Origin of the sequence: Mesorhizobium sp. M0292, assembly GCF_040321695.1 — a bacterium.
In the GTDB taxonomy this organism is placed as follows: Bacteria; Pseudomonadota; Alphaproteobacteria; order Rhizobiales; family Rhizobiaceae; genus Mesorhizobium.
The window spans coordinates 25,303-41,863 of the sequence record NZ_JAMYSB010000007.1 but is presented as its reverse complement, the minus strand read 5'-3'; the positions used below and the strand labels follow the sequence as shown (position 1 = coordinate 41,863).

The window sequence follows — 16,561 nt, the reverse complement described above, 5'->3', positions numbered from 1 at the left end:
CGTCCGTTCAGGCCGGCCACATCTCATGCGTGGTGTTGAGCCGTTTCATCAGCGGATGCGCGCGCAGCGCCGACCATAAGCGTTCGATGTTCGGCCAGTCGGCTCGCGCCTTGTCCATATCGGGGTGCCAGGCCACCAGCATGACGAGGTAGACGTCGGCCAGCGACATCGCGTCGCCGACCAGCCAGCCGCGCCCCTCGAGGGCTGCATCGACAATGGCGAAGCCGCGGTCCATCTCGGCAATGGCTGCCTGCTTGACGGCTTTCTTGCCGTCGGCATCGGTGGTGTAGCGATGGGCATAGTAGAGGCGCAGGATGGCGGGGTAGAGCACCGATGACATGAACGCCATCCAGCGCAGGAAACCGGCGCGATCCGGCGATCCGGCGGCCGGCGCCAGACCCGCCTCCGGATGGCGCTCGGCAAGCAGGATGCAGATCGCCGCCGATTCGGTTATCGATTGACCGTTGGGCAAGGTCAGCACCGGAACCTGGTTCAACGGGCTGATGTCGAGGAAAGCCGGGTCCGGCGGATCCTTCTTCGGCACGTCGATCTGGTCGAATTGCGCGTTTGCCAGCGCCAATGCGGCCTCGACGACAAAACCGCCGCTGCCTGGGCGCGTGTAAAGCTTGTACATGTGATTCTCCCCCTGCCCGCGCGAAGCAGGCCGGGGCGATTTGACCCTGAAGCCGCCTCCCGCTCAAGCCGGTGGCGGACGCCACGGCCGGGTTTTCTGCGGTCCAGCCATGAGACTTCCGATGTCGGAGGGACAGCACCCCCCGATGCCCGGCAGGGCAGAGGGGGGTGCGAAGGATCGCCGCCTATCCAGTTAAGACGTTAAGCCCCCAGCCCGTCGAACAGGATCGTCGACAGATAGCGCTCGGCGAAGGACGGGATGATCACCACTAGGTTCTTGCCCTTGTTCTCCGGCCGCGACCCGACGGCGATGGCGGCCTGCAGGGCAGCGCCCGACGAGATGCCGACCGGCACGCCTTCAAGGCGGGCGACGAGGCGGGCGTTGGCGACCGAATCCTCGTTGGAGACCTTGACGATCTCGTCATAGATCGAGGTGTCGAGGATCTTGGGCGCAAAGCCGGCGCCGATGCCCTGGATCTTGTGCGGGCCGGGCTGGCCGCCCGACAGCACCGGCGAGGCCTCCGGCTCGACGGCGACGACATGCACCGAGGGCTTGCGTTGCTTCAGCACCTGGCCGACGCCGGTGATCGTGCCGCCGGTACCGATGCCGGCGACGAAGATGTCGACCCCGCCATCGGTGTCGTTCCAGATCTCCTCAGCGGTGGTGCGGCGGTGGATCTCCGGGTTGGCCGGGTTTTCGAACTGCTGCGGGATGACGGCGTCGGGCAAGGTGGCGGCCAGCTCGTCCGCCTTGGCGATGGCGCCCTTCATGCCTTTCGGCCCTTCCGTCAGCACCAGTTCGGCGCCGAGCAGCGCCAGCATCTTGCGGCGCTCCACCGACATGGTTTCGGGCATGGTCAGGATCAGCTTGTAGCCCTTGGCGGCAGCGGCGAAGGCGAGCGCGATACCGGTATTCCCGGAGGTCGGCTCGATCAGCGTCGTCTTGCCGGGTTTGATCCGGCCCGACGCTTCCAGCGCCTCGATCATCGAAACGCCGATGCGGTCCTTGACCGAGGCGATCGGATTGAAGAATTCGAGCTTGGCAAGAAGGTTGGCAACGACGCCCTTCTCCTTGGCGAACTTGTCGAGCCGCACCAGCGGCGTGTCGCCGATCGTCTCGGTGATCGAGTTGTAGACACGGCCGCGGCCGGGCACGCGCGCGGAAGGCTTGTTCATTGGTTTCGCTCCCAAATCAGATCAGGCAATTGGCGTCGGCGGACAGAATAAGGCTTTCGCCCGCGCAAGATAGGCTGCCGGCCGAAAATATCGAGTGGGCCGCTTGCTGAAAACGCTTGCCTTCCGAAGCCGCATTTCCGGATGGACCGATCGGCGGAATGAATTGCCTGAACCGATCTACTGACGTGCGGCAATGGCTGCGGCCGCGCCCACCATGAAGCCAGCGGCGGTGCGGTTCAGCGCCTTCAGCGCGCGCGGCGATTTCAGGAACCAGCGCGCCTTGGCGGCCAGCGCCAGATAGGGCACAAGCACCACGAAGAGCACGATAACGGTGAGCGCGACCAGGATGCCGTAGTCGGCGAGCGTGATGGTCTTCAGGTCGACGATGGTCGGCGTGATGGCGAGGTAGAAGATCATCGTCTTCGGGTTGCCCAGCGTGACGGTGAGGCCGGCAAGGAAGCTCGATACCAGGCCGCCCTTGCCTTTCCTGGCCTCGACAGTCTCGGGCGTGATCCCGGCCGTCCAGAAACGCCAGCCGAGGAAGGCGAGATAGGCGACGCCCAGCCATTTGATGACGAGAAACACCATGCCGAAGCTTTGCGCGACAAAGGCAAGGCCGAGCACCACCGCGGTGAGATAAATGAGGTCGCCGAGCATCAGGCCGAACGACATCGCCAGCGACGAGCGGAAGCCGGATCCGAGCGCCCGCGCCACAAGCGCGGTGACGCCGGGGCCGGGAATGGCGGCGGCGATGCCCAGCGCAGCACTATAGGCAAGGAAGCCGGTGAGGGTCATGACGGTCGCACCTCGTGAAACGACTCTGATGCCATGAAAAGCCTGCAACGGCAAAACGGATTCGATTGCGCCAAGCAGGACATGAAAGCCGGTCATCATCGCCTGAAAGCGAGAGATGGTTCACTTACGCCTCGAAGGCGGTCGGCTATCTCGCATGGCTCCGAACGGCAGGAGCACCCATGTTAGCCAAAAGACTTCACATCCAGCTTATGAAGTGGATGCCCAACAACTATTCCGAAGCACGCGGTCACGTCCACGAGCTGGAATGGTATCTGTGGTTCGAGGGGCGTCAGGCTTTCAGCCTGTTCGACAAGGGCGATAGCGATGTCGTTCCGCAGACTGGATATTTTACCGACAGCCGGGACCCTGGCGCTCACCCCATTCGTCCGATGATCTATCCGCTGGTAGTCAACAACCGGTTCAAGGTGCGACTGGTGGCGATGGAGCGTGACGGACCGCAAAAGATAGACCCCGACGACACCGCCAAAGGCGAATTCTACATCGACCTCGACACCAAATATCCGCCGGTCTCCGACTGGCGCATCATCCCTGCCGATCCGCGCAGTACCGACCTCAACGTGGAAGCGTCGTTCCAGCTGCAATGGCTGGACTATGTCGATACCGCCGAGATTGCCGAGGATGGCCCGCCACGCATCATCGACAAGTCCAACTATCCCTATCCGTGGGGCGCCAATGTGATGGTGTTCGAGCACTGGCTCGGGCTTGGCCGCAAGGCGCCGCTCAAACTCATCGACCCGAACCGCGCATCGCGCCGCGAATACTGGATGATCAATGGCAATGCGGCCCGGCGCATGGTGCAGGACCTCTATCGCTTCAACGTCAACCAGCTTGGCGTCGCCAACGACACCATCAGCAGTGTTTACGTGCCGAAGCTCAATGCCGGCCACGTCACGGTGACGCTTTACGAACACGATTTCAGCGACGGCCGCTTCGCGCAAGGGGCGAAGAAGTCCTTCGGCTCGGTCGGCCTCTTCAATCTCAGGGATACCGGTTTTGATGACCGCGTCTCATCGGCCGAGGTGATCCATACCTATCCCAAGGTGATCCATCGGGACGTGCATTAGGGCCGGATTGCGCTGTTCGCCGGCTCAGGATGGGCCATCGACATGGGTGATGCGCCAGATGGTGCCGTTGCCATCCTCGGTTACGATAAGCGCGCCGTCCTTGGCCACCGCGACGCCGACCGGCCGGCCCCAGACGGCGTCGTCGGAGAGGACGAAGCCGGTGATGAAATCCTGGTACTCGCCGGTCGGCTTGCCGTCGCTGAATCTCAGCCGCACCACCTTGTAGCCGGTCCTCATACCACGGTTCCAGGAGCCGTGCAGGGCGACGAAGGCGTCACCCTTGTACTCTGCCGGGAAATTGCCGCCGTCATAGAAGGCGATGTTGAGCGGCGCCGAATGCGCCTGCATCAGCACGTCGGGCACGGTGACCGAGCCGGCGAGGTCTGGGCGCGCGCCCTCGTGACGCGGGTCCTCGTTGGCGCCGATATAATACCAGGGCCAGCCATAGAAGGCGCCGTCCTTGACTGAGGTGGCATATTCGAACGGCACATCGTCGCCGAGACCGTCGCGCTCGTTGACGACACACCACAGCGCGCCGGTGGCCGGCTGCACGGTCATGCCCGAGCAATTGCGCAGGCCGGTAGCGAGGATGCGGCCATTCTTGCCGTCGGGGCCGAAGGCCAGCACGTCGGCACGGCCATCCTCGGAACCCCAGGTGGCGCCGAGTGGCTGTGATTTTGCCCAGGCGTCAAGGCCGCCCTTCGGTGCCTTCTGCATGCCCTCCGCGACGTTCGATCCGGAGCCGACCGAGAGATACAGCGTCTTCCCGTCCGGCGAGAAGGCGATATCGCGGGTCCAGTGGCCGCCGGTAGGGATGTCGGAGACAATCGTCTCCGGTTCGCCGGAGGCTTTAAGGTCGCCGTCGCGGTAGGCGTAGCGGACCACGCTGTCGTTGTTGGCGACGTAGACCCATTGCGGCTTGTCGCCAGGCGGGTAGAAGGCGATGCCATAGGGCTGGTTGAGATTGTCGGCAAAAATGCCCTCTTCGGCCGGCTTCGCGCTACCCTTGGCCAGCCGATAGACGCGGATCTGGTTGGCGTCACTGTCGGCGACGAACAGGTCGCCGTTCGGCGCCACGCGCACGACCCGCGGATTGGAAATGCCGGAAGCAACCAGTTCGGCCGAAAACCCAGGCGGCAGGACGGGCTTCGCGCCCTCGGGCCGATCGCCGAGGCCGGCGCTGTTGGAGGCGGATCCGGTGATGTTGGGTCTTTTCAGATCATCCGGCCTAATCAGCCGGCGCACACCTGGCTTGTCGGCCTTCCAGTCGCCGAAAGCGTCCTTGCCGGTCAGCAGCAGTTGATCAGCCTGCTGGGCGAAGGCGCTGGTGGCCAGAAGCAGGGCAAGGCCTGCGAAGCCGGCAATCCGGATCATGCTGTTCTCCTCGAACTCGCGCCGTCGGCGCGTCACGACAAGGGAGATATTGTGCGGCCGCCGCAAAAGAGAAGCGTGCGCGCGCAGATTCGACGAGAGAACCGCTCAACTTTCCTCTTCGACGTCCAGATCGTCGTCGAGACGCTTTTCCAATTCGACAAGATCTTCCGGCAGCGGCAATCCCATGGCGCGCATTTCGCGCAGTTTTTCGCGCAGCTGCTCCTGGATTTCGTGCTCGTCCTCCGGCTGGTTGACCATTTCTTCGAGCAGCATGCTGATCTGGGCCTTGAACGATTCAAGCGCCATTCTGCGCCCTCCTTTACGGTGATCACGGCTTCGGAATTATCTTAACATCCGGGTAATCAATTGGGCCGTGTAGTCGACCATCGGCACGATGCGGGCATAATTCAGCCTGGTCGGGCCGATGACGCCGAGCGCGCCGACGACGCGGGCGTCCTTGTCGCGGTAAGGTGCCACGACCAGCGACGAGCCGGAGAGCGAGAACAGCTTGTTTTCCGAGCCGATGAAGATCCGCACGCCGGGGCCGTCCTCGGCGAGGTCGAGCAGCTGGATCAGCCCGTCCTGCGTCTCCAGATCCTCGAACAGGTGGCGCAGCAATTCGATATCGGCCTGGGCGGTGACGTTTTCGAGTAAATTGGCGCGGCCGCGCACGATAAGGCGCGCCGGCAGGCCGCTGTCGGCGCCGGCCCACACCGCCAGGCCTTTCTCGACCAGGTCCTGCGACAACGTGTCCAGCGCTGCCCTGGTCTCGTCCTTGATGCGGGCGATCTCGATGCGCGCCTCGGCGAGCGTGCGGCCCCTGATATGGGCGTTGAGGAAGTTGGAGGCCTCGTGCAGCTGCGAGACGGTGATGCCGGCCGGCAGGTCGACGACGCGGTTCTCGACATCGCCATTCTGCGACACCATCACCGCCAGCGCCTTGGTCGGCTCGAGCTGGATGAACTCGATGTGCTTCAGCGCCACCTCGTTCTTGGTGGCGAGCACCAGGCCGGCGCCGCGCGACATGCCCGACAGCATCTGGCTGGCCTCGGTCAGCATGTGTTCCAGCGTCGCGCCCGAGCCGGAGGCGCGCACCTGCGCCTCGATGACCCGGCGTTCCTCGTCGGAGAGATCGCCAAGCTCCATGAAGGCATCGACGAAGAAGCGCAGGCCGGTCTGGGTCGGCAGGCGCCCGGCCGAGATGTGCGGGGCATAGATCAGGCCGAGATGCTCGAGGTCGCTCATCACGTTGCGGATGGTGGCCGGCGACAGCGACGACGGCAGGATGCGCGACAGGCTGCGCGATCCCACAGGCTCACCGTCCTTCAAATAGGATTCGACGATGCGCCTAAAAATGTCGCGCGAACGCATGTCGAGCGATTGCAGCGCGGGCGCCAGCAGACTGGGTTCGGTGACTGCCTTGGTCATTCGAGCCAAAAACCTCCGGCCCAAGGATATAGACTTCCATCGCTCCCGCGCAACCCGGCGTCTATATGGGGCCTTTTCCTTTGCGCCATGGGCTGCATGCGTCTACAAGCCGCCGACGCAACCGTAAAAAGAACAGAAAGAGGCCTCGATGCGCCCTTCCAAACGCCAAGCCGACGAAATGCGCGCCATCTCCTTCGAGCGCGGCGTCTCCAAACACGCCGAGGGCTCGTGCCTGGTGAAATTCGGCGACACGCATGTGTTGTGCACGGCGAGCCTGGAGGAAAAGGTGCCGGGCTGGATGCGCAATTCCGGCAAGGGCTGGGTGACGGCGGAATACGGCATGCTGCCGCGTTCGACCGGCGAGCGCATGCGCCGTGAAGCCTCGGCCGGCAAGCAAGGCGGCCGCACGCTGGAAATCCAGCGGCTGATCGGCCGCTCCTTGCGCGCCGTTGTCGACCTGCAGGCACTGGGCGAACAGCAGATCACCGTCGACTGCGACGTCATCCAGGCCGATGGCGGCACCCGCACGGCCTCGATCACCGGCGGCTGGGTGGCGCTCTACGATTGCCTGCGCTGGATGGAAGCGCGGCAGATGGCCAGTGTTGCCAAGGTGCTGAAGGACCATGTCGCGGCAATTTCCTGCGGCATCCATGACGGCCAGCCGGTCATCGACCTCGACTACATCGAGGATTCATCTGCCGGCACCGACGCCAATTTCGTCATGACCGGCAAGGGCGGCATCGTCGAGATCCAGGGCACCGCCGAGGGCGAGCCTTTCTCGGAAGGGCAGTTCGCGGAGCTGATGGGCCTTGCCAAGAAGGGCATTCAGCGGCTGGTGAGCTTGCAGCAGATGGCTGTGGCTTGATTGAATTTAACGTGATGACGTCGGCGATCCTTCACACCCCCCTCTGGCCTGCCGGCCATCTCCCCCGCAAGGGGGGAGATCAGAGGTCGCTACCGTTTTCGCCAACCATCAACGTTGAGACGCCGCCAGCGGAACTGCCAATCTCCCCCCTTGCGGGGGGGATGCCCGGCAGGGCAGAGGGGGGTGCCTGATGCAACCCTCCGCTATTCTTGAGTCAGCGCTTTACGTCACGGATCTCGCCGCTGCCGAAGCCTTCTACTCCAACGTCCTCGGCCTCCCTCTCCTCGGCAAGGTCGACGGCCGCCATCTCTTCTTCCGCTGCGGCCCGGGCGTGCTGCTCATCTTCAACGCCGAAGCCACCAAAATCCCGCCGGCGCCCGATGCGCGGCTGAAAGTGCCGCCGCATGGCACGGTCGGCGAGGGCCATCTCTGCTTTGCCGCAAGTGAGGATGAACTCGCACAGTGGAAGGCGCAACTTGAGGCGAAAAACATCGCCATCGAAAGCGAATTCGAATGGCCGCAGGGCGGGCGCTCGATCTACATACGCGACCCCTCGGGCAATTCGATCGAATTCGCCGAGCCAAGGATCTGGGGCCTTTGATGCATTCTCTCGATGGAAAGAAGATCGTCGTTGCCAGCCACAATGAAGGCAAGCTGCGCGAATTCGCCGATTTGATGGGTCCGTTCGGCTTCGAGGCGAAGTCGGCCAAGGACTACGGCCTGCCGGAACCGGAGGAGACCGGCACCACCTTCGAGGAAAACGCCTACATCAAGGCCTTCGCCGCGGCTAAGGCGACCGGCCTGCCGGCGCTGTCGGACGATTCGGGCCTGTGCGTCGACGCGCTCGACGGCGCCCCCGGCGTCTACACCGCCAATTGGGCCGAAGCTCCCGATGGCAGCCGCGACTTCGGGATGGCCATGCAGCGCACCGAAGTGGCCTTGCAGGAGGTCGGCGCCGCCAAGCCAGCGCAGCGCAAGGGGCGGTTCGTCGCCGTCATCTGCCTGGCCTTCCCCAATGGCGAGGCTGAATATTATCGCGGCGAAGCTGAGGGAACGCTGGTGTGGCCGCCGCGCGGCGAACTGGGCTTCGGCTACGACCCGGTGTTTTTGCCCGACGGTTTCGACAAGACGTTCGGCGAGATGAGCGCTGAGGAAAAACACGGCTGGAAGCCCGGTCAGCCGACGGCGCTGTCGCACCGCGCCCGCGCCTTCCAGAAATTCGCCCGCGCCAGGTTAGGCTCAGCTTAATGTCGCTGGACCGCAGCCCGGGCTTCGGGGTCTACATCCATTGGCCGTTCTGCGCCGCCAAATGCCCGTATTGCGACTTCAACAGCCATGTCCGTCACCAGCCGGTCGACCAGGAGCGCTTTGCCCGCGCCTTCGAGAACGAGCTGAAGACCATGAGCGAGCGGACCGGGCCGCGCGAAGTGACCAGTATCTTTCTCGGCGGCGGCACACCGTCGCTGATGCAGCCGCAGACGGTGGCGGCGGTGCTGGACGCCGTGGCGAAGAACTGGACGGTGCCCGACGGCATCGAGGTGACGCTGGAAGCCAATCCGTCCTCGGTCGAGGCCGAGCGATTTCGCGGCTACCGCGCCGCCGGCGTCAACCGTGTGTCGCTCGGCGTGCAGGCGCTGAACGACAAGGATCTGCGCTTCCTCGGCCGGCTGCACAATGTCGACGAGGCGCTGCATGCAATTGGCCTGGCACGGGACATATTCCCAAGACTTTCCTTCGACCTGATCTACGCCCGCCCCGGCCAGACGCTGGATGACTGGCAGGCGGAGCTCGAACAGGCGATCGGCCATGCCGCCGACCATCTGTCGCTCTACCAGCTGACCATCGAGGAAGGCACGCCGTTCCATGCCCTTCATGCGGCGAACAAATTCATCATCCCCGATAATGACCGGGCCGCCGATCTCTATGCGCTGACGCAGGAGATCACCGCAGCGCATGGCCTGCCGGCCTATGAGATTTCCAACCACGCCAGGCCGGGCGCCGAGAGCCGGCACAATCTGACCTATTGGCGCTATGGCGAATATGTCGGCGTCGGACCGGGCGCGCATGGCCGCTTTATCGAGAACGGCCACCGCACCGTGACGATCGCCGAGCGGATGCCGGAGACCTGGGCCAATCTGGTGGAGGCCAGGGGCCATGGCGTCACCGGCGGCGAGATCCTGACGCGCTCCGAAGAGGCCGACGAGTTCCTGCTGATGGGGCTGAGGTTGGCCGAAGGCATCGACCTTTCCCGCTACGAGGCGTTTTCCGGGCGCGGCCTGTCGAGCGCCCGGCTGACCGTGCTGCAGGATGAGGGGCTGGTGGCGCCGATCGGCAATGCCAGGCTACGCGCCACGCCAGCCGGCATGATCGTGCTCGATGCCGTGGTGGCGGATTTGGCGCGGTGAGCCCACAGGGCAAATGGCCGGGCTGTTGGACGATTTATCGGCTTGAGCAAGGATGTTAGAAAGTCGACTTGTTGAACCGCTGGCGTGCCAGCGCCGCATCCGAGGTGACTCCTGCGATGACGTTCCTGATCCACGAGACCTTGATGACATTGAACACGGATGATGTGTTCGAGTTTGGATTGACCGAAATCTTGAGATCTCCAGAGCAAGACGACCTCTTTGAGGCTCAGGCGATTTTCATCAGGAACGCAACGGTCACATCGAAACTAAAATTGACCCACTTGAGCGAATTCAGCGTTGTCCTCAGTTTCATAACATATATTGGAAATAAGCTTCGCGGAATCGCCAAGGATGAGTTGCTCGAGTTTGATCTGAATGGACTCACATTTGATCAGTACATCCCTCTCAGCAAAAATCTGCGTAAGATCTGGGATGAGTAGTCGGTGAAGAACGTCCTGTTCGTCTGCAGCCAGAACCGCTTGCGCAGCCCGACCGCCGAGCAGGTGTTCTCCAAACGTAGGGATATCGAGGTCGAGTCGGCCGGCACCAATCACGATGCAGACACGCCGCTGACGCATGAACTGGTCGCCTGGGCCGACATCGTCTTCGTGATGGAAAAAGCGCACCGCACCAAGCTGCAGAAGAATTCAAGGAGAGCCTGAAGAAGGCCCGCGTCATCTGCCTCGACATCCCGGATGACTACGGATCCATGGATCCGGAGTTGATCGACCTTCTGAAGGCACGGGCTTCGCGATATCTCGATTGAACTATGGGGGCTTCGTAACCACGCGTTCGTCATCCTCGAGTCTGCGCCGCGTCGCTTCGCTCCTTGCTCGCCCGTGATGACGAAGTGAGGGTGGTCCTCGCCAATCGCGAAGGTCAAGCGTCGTGCTTGAAGCGGCGCTTGCCGCGGTGTTTCTCGGCATGCGCCTCTCCGGTCCGGGCGGGCTTGGCGTCGCTCTTGTCCCGGCGGACGCTGTTCTGGTCGTTCATCGGATGCGGCGGCGCGCCTTCGCGGGCGCTCTTCGTTTCAAGACGGGTGATGAAGATATCGAAACGATTGGGCATCGTACGGTCAGTGCTCCGTCGTGCTGTCCGGTTTGTTGTCCGAAAGCCTGACATTCGTCGGCAAGGCGGTGGCCGTCCGACTGGCCAGGCCGGTGTCGCTTTCGGCGAGCGCACGCTTGCCCTTTCGCGCAGTGAAGCGCTTGCGCTCGGCATAATAGGGCTCGAAAACGTCCTGCAATTCCAGGCTGTCCATCCTGTCCTCCTCCTCAAGAGACTCAGGTATTCAATCCGCCAGCCACGCTTTCGTTCCCCACTGTGGCAAAGACATGGCCGCCGGGTTACATCGGCGTCAGGTTTGGCCCGACGTTCGGGAGTTTTGCAACCCGGCGCGCGCCATGCCAAACAGGGCGAAATGGAGAGACCCGGTGACCGGCGAGAAACGCAGCTATGTGATCGGGCAGACCGAGGTCGCAGTCCGGCCGCTGGCGCCGGCGCTGTATCTGGTGGCGACGCCGATCGGCAACCTCTCCGACATCACGCTGCGCGCCTTGGAAACGCTGGCTGCCGCCGACATAGTCGCCTGCGAGGACACCCGCGTCTCACGCGTGCTGCTCGACCGCTACGGCATCCGCAGGCGCACAACCGCCTATCACGAACACAATGCCGGCGAGGCGGGACCGAAGCTGATCGCAGCACTCGAGGCCGGGCAGAGCGTGGCGCTGATTTCGGATGCCGGCACGCCGCTGATCTCCGACCCAGGCTACCGGCTGGTCGGCGAAGCGCTGGAGCACGGCCTGCGCGTGGTGCCGATCCCCGGCCCATCGGCGCCGCTGGCGGCGCTGACTGCGTCGGGCCTGCCGTCCGACGCCTTCCTGTTTGCGGGGTTTTTGCCGGTGAAATCTGGGCAGCGGCTGACCAGGCTGGAGACCTTCAAGACGGTGCCGGCAACGCTGATCTTCTTCGAGTCGCCACGCCGGCTGGCCGATACGCTGCTTGCGATGGTCGAGGCGCTGGGTGGTGGGCGCAAGGCCGCCATCGGCCGCGAGCTGACCAAGACTTTTGAAGAGATGCGGACGGGAACGCTGCAGGCGCTGGCCGACCACTATGCGGCGGCTGACACGCCGAAGGGCGAGATCGTCATCTGCGTCGGGCCCGCCGAGATCAAGGCCGACCAACCCGCCGACATCGACAGGCTGCTGCTGTCGCTGGCCGCCGAAATGCCGGCGTCCAAGGCGGCGGCGGAAGCGGCGAAGATGACAGGCGGGCAGAAGCAGTCGCTCTACCGCCGGCTGCTGGAACTCAGGGATGCGGTTGGAGAAGGCGAAGGTGGCTGAGCGCCCGGCCGCCAGCCGCCAAAAAGCCTATCGGCGCGGCCATCGCGGCGAGTGGCTGGCGGCGGCGGCGCTGATGCTGAAAGGTTATCGCATCCTCGCCCGCCGGCATCGCACCCGCTTCGGCGAGATCGACCTGATCGCCAGGCGCGGCGACCTGGTGCTGTTCGTCGAGGTCAAGGCGCGGCGCACGCTGATGGAAGCGATGGAGGCGATTGGCCACGAATCGGAGCGCCGCATCGAGGGCGCGGCCGACATCTGGCTGTCGCGCCAACCGGATTATGGCAGATTGTCGATGCGCTTCGACATGATCGCGGTGCTGCCCTGGCGCTGGCCTGTGCATGTCGAGAACGCGTTTTATGGGAGGAGTTAGCGGCCTTTACCCTCCCCCTTGTGGGGAGGGTCGGTGAGCAAGCGACGCGTCGTTGGCGAAACGGGGCGGGGGTGTGGCGCCGACCCCCACCCCGATCCGCTTTGCGGATCGACTGACCGGGGCGAGCCGCCTGTCTCGCCCGTCCTTCGGACCCCCACAAGGGGGAGGGTAAAGCTCACCCCCAGATCATCAGCGCCACCAACCCCACAGTGCCCACCACCAGGCGCCACCAGCCGAAGAGCGAGTAGCCGTTGCGCGAGACGTAATCGAGCAGGAAGCGCACGACGATCAGCGCGGTAACGAAGGCGGCGACGAAGCCGATGGCGATGATCGGCAGATCGGCGCTGCTCAGCACGTTGCGGTTCTTGAACAGATCGAAGGCGAAGGCGCCGACCATGGTCGGTATGGCGAGGAAGAAGGAGAATTCCGCCGCCGCGCGCTTGTCGACGCCCAGCAGCAGCGCGCCGACGATGGTCGAACCGGAGCGCGACGTCCCGGGGATCAGCGACAGGCACTGGAACAGGCCGATTTGCAAATAAAGCCTTGTCGGGAAGCGCTCGACGTCGCGGTAGACCGGCTGCAGCTTCATGCGGTCGACGACCAGCAGCACGACGCCGCCGATGATCAGCATGATGCAGATCAGCCTTGGCGATTCGAACAGCACCGTCTTGATGAAATCATGCGCCAGCGCGCCGATGATGGCGGCCGGCAGGAAGGCAATCAGGATGCCGATGACGAAATGCCGCGTCAGCCGATCATGCGGCAGGTCGAGCAGCATCTGCCACAGACGGCGGAAATAGACGCTGAGGATCGCCAGGATGGCGCCGAGCTGGATCAGGATCTCGAACGCCTTGCCGGTGGAATGGAAGCCGAGGAAATGGCCGGCGAGCAGGATATGGCCGGTCGAGGAGACCGGGATGAACTCGGTCAGCCCCTCCAGCAGGCCGAGCAGCAGGGCTTCGACGATGGTGTGGCTATCCATGGCAACCTCGGCATTCAAGGGACGGAAGGAAACGGCTGGCAAAAGGGCTTGCTTGTCACGGCGCGGAAGTCCCCCTATAGGTCGCAGCACCGTGACGGCCGCATGACGGGCCGCCAAGACTTACCGGTGCGGACGGCGATTCGCCAGTGCGCCTTAATATCGCGGAATCATGCTGACGCTTTTCCATCACCCGATGTTCGCCACCTGCCGCTTCGTGCGCCTCGCCTTCGGCGAATATGGCGAGGAGCTGGCGCTGATCGAGGAAAAACCGTGGACGCGGCGCAAGGAGTTTTTGGCGCTGAACCCCGCCGGCACCTTGCCTATCCTGCTGGCCGAAGGCGACGTGCCGATCGTCGGCGCCATGGTGATCGCTGAATATCTCGACGAAACACGTGGTGTCCTGAAGCGCGACAAGCGCCTGTTTGCGGAAGACCCGATGCAGCGCGCCGAAATCCGCCGCCTGACCGACTGGTATCTCAACAAGGCCGAGAGCGAAGTGACCCGGCATCTGGTGCGCGAGCGCGTGCTGAAGCCGGTGATGCCGGAAACGGCGGGCGGCGGTTCCCCCGATTCGGCGGCGATCCGCGCGGCGCGCGCCAACATTCGCCAGCACATGAAGTACACCAACTGGCTGGCCGGCACCCGTCATTGGCTGGCCGGCAGCAAGGTCACCTATGCCGACCTGGCGGCAGCGGCGACGCTGTCGGTGCTGGATTATCTCGGCGAGATCGATTGGCGCGAGCATGCCGCGGCGCGCGAATGGTACACGCGGGTGAAATCGCGGCCGTCGTTCCGGCCGCTGCTCTCCGACCGGGTTCGCGGCCTGTCGCCGGTTTCGCATTATGCGGACCTCGACTTCTAGAAGCCAAACCCTGCGCGCGCTGATCGACGCCGAGGCGCGGCGCGCCGGCTTCGATGCGGTTGCCGTCACCACGCCTGACGCGATCCCGCTGGCGCCGGCCAGATTGGCAGAATTCGTCGCCGATGGTTTTCACGGTTCGATGGCTTGGATTGCGGAGACGCTCCAACGCCGCAGCGAGCCTTCGACGCTGTGGCCCGAGGTGCGCTCGATCATCGTGCTGGCAATGAATTACGGCCCCGACCACGATCCGCGTGCGCTGCAGGCAAGGCGCGATCGCGGCGCGATCTCGGTCTATGCGCAAAACCGCGACTATCACGAAGTGATGAAGGGCCGGCTGAAGGAGATCGCCGGCAAGATCGTCGCGCGGGCCGGCGGCGACGTGAAGGTTTTCGTCGATACGGCCCCGGTTATGGAAAAGCCGCTGGCTGAGGCCGCCGGGCTCGGCTGGCAAGGCAAGCACACCAATCTGGTCAGCCGCGAGCACGGCTCCTGGCTGTTTCTCGGCACCATCTTCACCACGGCGGAGCTCACGCCAGATGCGACCGAGGTAGACCATTGCGGTTCCTGCCGCGCCTGCCTCGACGCCTGCCCGACCGATGCCTTTCCGGCGCCCTACCGGCTCGATGCCAGGCGCTGCATCTCCTACCTGACCATCGAGAACAAGGGGCCGATCCCGCAAGAATTCCGCGAAAAGATCGGCAACCGCATCTATGGCTGCGACGATTGCCTTGCCGCCTGCCCGTGGAACAAGTTTGCCCGCGCCGCTTCGGAAGCCAAGCTTGCTGCCCGCGACGAACTGCGCGAGCCGCCGCTGGGCGAGCTGTTGCAGCTGGACGACACGGCGTTCCGGACCTTTTTCTCCGGCTCGCCGATCAAGCGCATCGGCCGCGACCGCTTTGTCCGCAATGTGCTGGTTGCCGCCGGCAATTCCGGCGATGTTTCGCTGGCCGGCCCGGTGCGCGATCTGCTTGGCGATGCCTCGCCGCTGGTGCGCGGCGCGGCGATCTGGGCGCTGGCGCGGCTGGTGCCGGCCGCCGAATTCAACAGGCAGGCGGCGATCTACTCGAACACTGAAACCGACACGACAGTGCGGGGCGAATGGCTGTCCGTATTGCCAATTGAGGCGCACGCATGAGCGAAAAACAGGTTTTTATCTTCGGCGCCGGCTATTCGGGCAAAGCCTTTGCACGGGCCAATGCGGGCTGGCACGGTTTGCGCACTACGAATACCCCCACCCCTAACCCCTCCCCACAAGGGGGAGGGGAACTCGCGGAAGCGCCTACCTTCGCAGACCCAGCGACTGGGATCGGTAAGAGCGCGCGGCAGCGTTCCCTCCCCCTTGTGGGGAGGGGTAGTGTGGGCGCCCCTCTTCACAAGAATCTCATTTTTGGCACCACGCGCTCATTGGAAAAATTCGACGCGCTGCGGCAGGTCGGCATCGCGCCGCTGCTGTTCGACGGCGCCCTGACCCCTGAAATCGGCGATGCGCTGGAAAAGACCACCCATCTCGTCGTCTCGGTGGCACCGGAGGAGGCCGGCGACCCTGTGCTTCTCGCCGCGCGCAAGGCGATCGAGGCGATGCCGGCGCTTCGCTGGATCGGCTATCTCTCGACCGTCGGCGTCTATGGCAATTATGACGGTGCCTGGGTCGATGAAACGGCCGAATGCCGGCCGGTGTCGAAACGCTCGTCGATGCGAGTGGCGGCCGAGCGGGGCTGGCTGCAGCTTGGACTCGAGACCGGCAAGCCGGTGGCCATCCTGCGGCTTTCCGGCATTTACGGGCCGGGTCGCAACGCGCTGGTCAATCTGGAAAACGGCACGGCCAGGCGGCTGGTCAAGCCCGACCAGGTGTTCAACCGCATCCATTGCGACGACATCGCCGGCGCGCTCTGGCACCTCATCGGTGGCAATAGAGGCGGCATTTTCAACATCACCGATGACGAGCCGGCGCCGCCGCAGGATGTCGTCACCTATGCCGCTTCGCTGATGGGCGTCGAGCCGCCGCCGGAGATTCCTTTCGAGACCGCCCAACTTTCGCCCATGGCGCGGTCCTTCTATGGCGAGAACAAGCGCGTCGCCAACGCCGCGATCAAGGCAGCGGGCTACCGGTTCCGCTATCCGGACTACCGCCAGGCGTTCGATCGGATGTGGGCCGACGGCAGCTGGCGCGACGGCGAGCCGCGCAGCCCGATGAAGGTAGATAATCGAAACGCGAGCCCGAGGGTGATATGATTCGATTGTGTT

General features: G+C 64.1%; 20 protein-coding genes and 1 pseudogene. 12 read left to right on the top strand and 9 right to left on the bottom strand.

Going from position 1 to position 16,561, the window contains the following annotated elements; genetic code table 11:
* Window positions 1–7 precede the first annotated feature (7 nt).
* The 3 genes from NKI96_RS13220 to NKI96_RS13210 all read right to left on the bottom strand — a co-directional run bounded on the left by NKI96_RS13220 (window position 8) and on the right by NKI96_RS13210 (window position 2,604).
* Entirely contained in the window at window positions 8–634 is a 627-nt protein-coding gene (locus NKI96_RS13220) for a glutathione S-transferase family protein (protein WP_023755939.1), read from the bottom strand.
* 200 nt (window positions 635–834) lie between these two features.
* Window positions 835–1,809: a cysteine synthase A gene (cysK, locus tag NKI96_RS13215; RefSeq protein WP_023672045.1), complete on the bottom strand. Its 975-nt coding sequence runs from the start codon at window positions 1,807–1,809 to the stop codon at window positions 835–837.
* Between the two features lie 177 nt (window positions 1,810–1,986).
* A complete protein-coding gene (locus NKI96_RS13210) occupies window positions 1,987–2,604 on the bottom strand; it encodes a LysE family translocator (RefSeq protein ID WP_023692951.1) in 618 nt (205 codons plus the stop codon).
* Between the two features lie 179 nt (window positions 2,605–2,783).
* On the opposite strand from NKI96_RS13210, the gene NKI96_RS13205 reads away from it, so the two are divergent.
* Complete coding sequence (locus NKI96_RS13205) at window positions 2,784–3,689, top strand: hypothetical protein (protein WP_155927230.1); 906 nt, start codon at window positions 2,784–2,786, stop codon at window positions 3,687–3,689.
* Window positions 3,690–3,713: 24 nt separating this feature from the next.
* Here the strand turns inward: NKI96_RS13205 and NKI96_RS13200 are convergent, their stop codons facing one another.
* From NKI96_RS13200 to hrcA, 3 genes are all read right to left on the bottom strand, one after another.
* On the bottom strand, window positions 3,714–5,063 hold the full coding sequence (locus tag NKI96_RS13200) for a PQQ-dependent sugar dehydrogenase (RefSeq protein ID WP_023692949.1): 1,350 nt from the start codon (window positions 5,061–5,063) through the stop codon (window positions 3,714–3,716).
* Between the two features lie 105 nt (window positions 5,064–5,168).
* Window positions 5,169–5,369 (bottom strand): hypothetical protein, encoded by a 201-nt coding sequence (locus tag NKI96_RS13195; RefSeq protein WP_023692948.1) that lies wholly within the window; start codon window positions 5,367–5,369, stop codon window positions 5,169–5,171.
* Window positions 5,370–5,405: 36 nt separating this feature from the next.
* On the bottom strand, window positions 5,406–6,491 hold the full coding sequence (gene hrcA, locus NKI96_RS13190; RefSeq protein ID WP_023681233.1) for a heat-inducible transcriptional repressor HrcA: 1,086 nt from the start codon (window positions 6,489–6,491) through the stop codon (window positions 5,406–5,408).
* 148 nt (window positions 6,492–6,639) lie between these two features.
* Here hrcA and rph point away from each other — a divergent pair, with 148 nt between their 5' ends.
* From rph to NKI96_RS13160, 6 genes and pseudogenes are all read left to right on the top strand, one after another.
* Window positions 6,640–7,356: a ribonuclease PH gene (gene rph / locus NKI96_RS13185; protein WP_023672052.1), complete on the top strand. Its 717-nt coding sequence runs from the start codon at window positions 6,640–6,642 to the stop codon at window positions 7,354–7,356.
* A gap of 190 nt (window positions 7,357–7,546) precedes the next feature.
* On the top strand, window positions 7,547–7,957 hold the full coding sequence (locus NKI96_RS13180) for a VOC family protein (RefSeq protein WP_023692947.1): 411 nt from the start codon (window positions 7,547–7,549) through the stop codon (window positions 7,955–7,957).
* A complete protein-coding gene (rdgB, locus tag NKI96_RS13175) occupies window positions 7,957–8,604 on the top strand; it encodes an RdgB/HAM1 family non-canonical purine NTP pyrophosphatase (RefSeq protein WP_023692946.1) in 648 nt (215 codons plus the stop codon). Before NKI96_RS13180 ends, rdgB begins: the two co-directional genes overlap by 1 nt.
* Window positions 8,604–9,761: a radical SAM family heme chaperone HemW gene (hemW, locus tag NKI96_RS13170; RefSeq protein WP_023681230.1), complete on the top strand. Its 1,158-nt coding sequence runs from the start codon at window positions 8,604–8,606 to the stop codon at window positions 9,759–9,761. Before rdgB ends, hemW begins: the two co-directional genes overlap by 1 nt.
* 68 nt (window positions 9,762–9,829) lie before the next feature.
* The gene (locus NKI96_RS13165; protein ID WP_023672057.1) at window positions 9,830–10,201 is read left to right on the top strand and encodes a hypothetical protein; all 372 of its coding nucleotides are present in this window, start codon (window positions 9,830–9,832) and stop codon (window positions 10,199–10,201) included.
* Window positions 10,202–10,204: 3 nt separating this feature from the next.
* Window positions 10,205–10,527: pseudogene (locus NKI96_RS13160) on the top strand (low molecular weight protein tyrosine phosphatase family protein).
* Window positions 10,528–10,640: 113 nt separating this feature from the next.
* Here NKI96_RS13160 and NKI96_RS13155 read toward each other — a convergent pair.
* Window positions 10,641–10,829, bottom strand: a complete 189-nt coding sequence (locus NKI96_RS13155) for a hypothetical protein (protein ID WP_023672058.1) — start codon at window positions 10,827–10,829, stop codon at window positions 10,641–10,643.
* Window positions 10,830–10,836: 7 nt separating this feature from the next.
* A complete protein-coding gene (locus NKI96_RS13150) occupies window positions 10,837–11,022 on the bottom strand; it encodes a hypothetical protein (RefSeq protein WP_023672059.1) in 186 nt (61 codons plus the stop codon).
* Between the two features lie 172 nt (window positions 11,023–11,194).
* On the opposite strand from NKI96_RS13150, the gene rsmI reads away from it, so the two are divergent.
* Window positions 11,195–12,103 carry a 16S rRNA (cytidine(1402)-2'-O)-methyltransferase gene (rsmI, locus tag NKI96_RS13145; RefSeq protein WP_023745883.1) on the top strand — a complete coding sequence of 303 codons (909 nt, stop codon included), beginning with the start codon at window positions 11,195–11,197 and terminating at the stop codon, window positions 12,101–12,103.
* Window positions 12,096–12,473, top strand: a complete 378-nt coding sequence (locus tag NKI96_RS13140; RefSeq protein WP_023745884.1) for a YraN family protein — start codon at window positions 12,096–12,098, stop codon at window positions 12,471–12,473. Before rsmI ends, NKI96_RS13140 begins: the two co-directional genes overlap by 8 nt.
* A 175-nt stretch (window positions 12,474–12,648) precedes the next feature.
* Here the strand turns inward: NKI96_RS13140 and NKI96_RS13135 are convergent, their stop codons facing one another.
* A complete protein-coding gene (locus NKI96_RS13135; protein WP_023745885.1) occupies window positions 12,649–13,455 on the bottom strand; it encodes an undecaprenyl-diphosphate phosphatase in 807 nt (268 codons plus the stop codon).
* A gap of 169 nt (window positions 13,456–13,624) precedes the next feature.
* Here NKI96_RS13135 and NKI96_RS13130 point away from each other — a divergent pair, with 169 nt between their 5' ends.
* The 3 genes from NKI96_RS13130 to NKI96_RS13120 are packed head-to-tail and all read left to right on the top strand — an operon-like array spanning window position 13,625 to window position 16,549.
* Complete coding sequence (locus NKI96_RS13130) at window positions 13,625–14,317, top strand: glutathione S-transferase family protein (protein WP_023672063.1); 693 nt, start codon at window positions 13,625–13,627, stop codon at window positions 14,315–14,317.
* On the top strand, window positions 14,298–15,452 hold the full coding sequence (gene queG / locus NKI96_RS13125; RefSeq protein ID WP_352804726.1) for a tRNA epoxyqueuosine(34) reductase QueG: 1,155 nt from the start codon (window positions 14,298–14,300) through the stop codon (window positions 15,450–15,452). The genes NKI96_RS13130 and queG overlap by 20 nt, the downstream gene beginning before the upstream one ends.
* The gene (locus NKI96_RS13120; protein WP_023672065.1) at window positions 15,449–16,549 is read left to right on the top strand and encodes an SDR family oxidoreductase; all 1,101 of its coding nucleotides are present in this window, start codon (window positions 15,449–15,451) and stop codon (window positions 16,547–16,549) included. Before queG ends, NKI96_RS13120 begins: the two co-directional genes overlap by 4 nt.
* Window positions 16,550–16,561: the final 12 nt, after the last annotated feature.

Coding starts and splice junctions, on each gene's coding strand:
- NKI96_RS13205 (WP_155927230.1), top strand. CDS start 2,784: ATGTTAGCCAAAAGACTTCACATCCAGCTTATGAAGTGGATGCCCAAC.
- hemW (WP_023681230.1), top strand. CDS start 8,604: ATGTCGCTGGACCGCAGCCCGGGCTTCGGGGTCTACATCCATTGGCCG.
- NKI96_RS13130 (WP_023672063.1), top strand. CDS start 13,625: ATGCTGACGCTTTTCCATCACCCGATGTTCGCCACCTGCCGCTTCGTG.
- rph (WP_023672052.1), top strand. CDS start 6,640: ATGCGCCCTTCCAAACGCCAAGCCGACGAAATGCGCGCCATCTCCTTC.
- hrcA (WP_023681233.1), bottom strand. CDS start 6,491: ATGACCAAGGCAGTCACCGAACCCAGTCTGCTGGCGCCCGCGCTGCAA.
- NKI96_RS13180 (WP_023692947.1), top strand. CDS start 7,547: ATGCAACCCTCCGCTATTCTTGAGTCAGCGCTTTACGTCACGGATCTC.
- NKI96_RS13150 (WP_023672059.1), bottom strand. CDS start 11,022: ATGGACAGCCTGGAATTGCAGGACGTTTTCGAGCCCTATTATGCCGAG.
- NKI96_RS13220 (WP_023755939.1), bottom strand. CDS start 634: ATGTACAAGCTTTACACGCGCCCAGGCAGCGGCGGTTTTGTCGTCGAG.
- NKI96_RS13155 (WP_023672058.1), bottom strand. CDS start 10,829: ATGCCCAATCGTTTCGATATCTTCATCACCCGTCTTGAAACGAAGAGC.
- NKI96_RS13195 (WP_023692948.1), bottom strand. CDS start 5,369: ATGGCGCTTGAATCGTTCAAGGCCCAGATCAGCATGCTGCTCGAAGAA.
- NKI96_RS13120 (WP_023672065.1), top strand. CDS start 15,449: ATGAGCGAAAAACAGGTTTTTATCTTCGGCGCCGGCTATTCGGGCAAA.
- queG (WP_352804726.1), top strand. CDS start 14,298: ATGCGGACCTCGACTTCTAGAAGCCAAACCCTGCGCGCGCTGATCGAC.
- rdgB (WP_023692946.1), top strand. CDS start 7,957: ATGCATTCTCTCGATGGAAAGAAGATCGTCGTTGCCAGCCACAATGAA.
- NKI96_RS13135 (WP_023745885.1), bottom strand. CDS start 13,455: ATGGATAGCCACACCATCGTCGAAGCCCTGCTGCTCGGCCTGCTGGAG.
- NKI96_RS13210 (WP_023692951.1), bottom strand. CDS start 2,604: ATGACCCTCACCGGCTTCCTTGCCTATAGTGCTGCGCTGGGCATCGCC.
- cysK (WP_023672045.1), bottom strand. CDS start 1,809: ATGAACAAGCCTTCCGCGCGCGTGCCCGGCCGCGGCCGTGTCTACAAC.
- NKI96_RS13200 (WP_023692949.1), bottom strand. CDS start 5,063: ATGATCCGGATTGCCGGCTTCGCAGGCCTTGCCCTGCTTCTGGCCACC.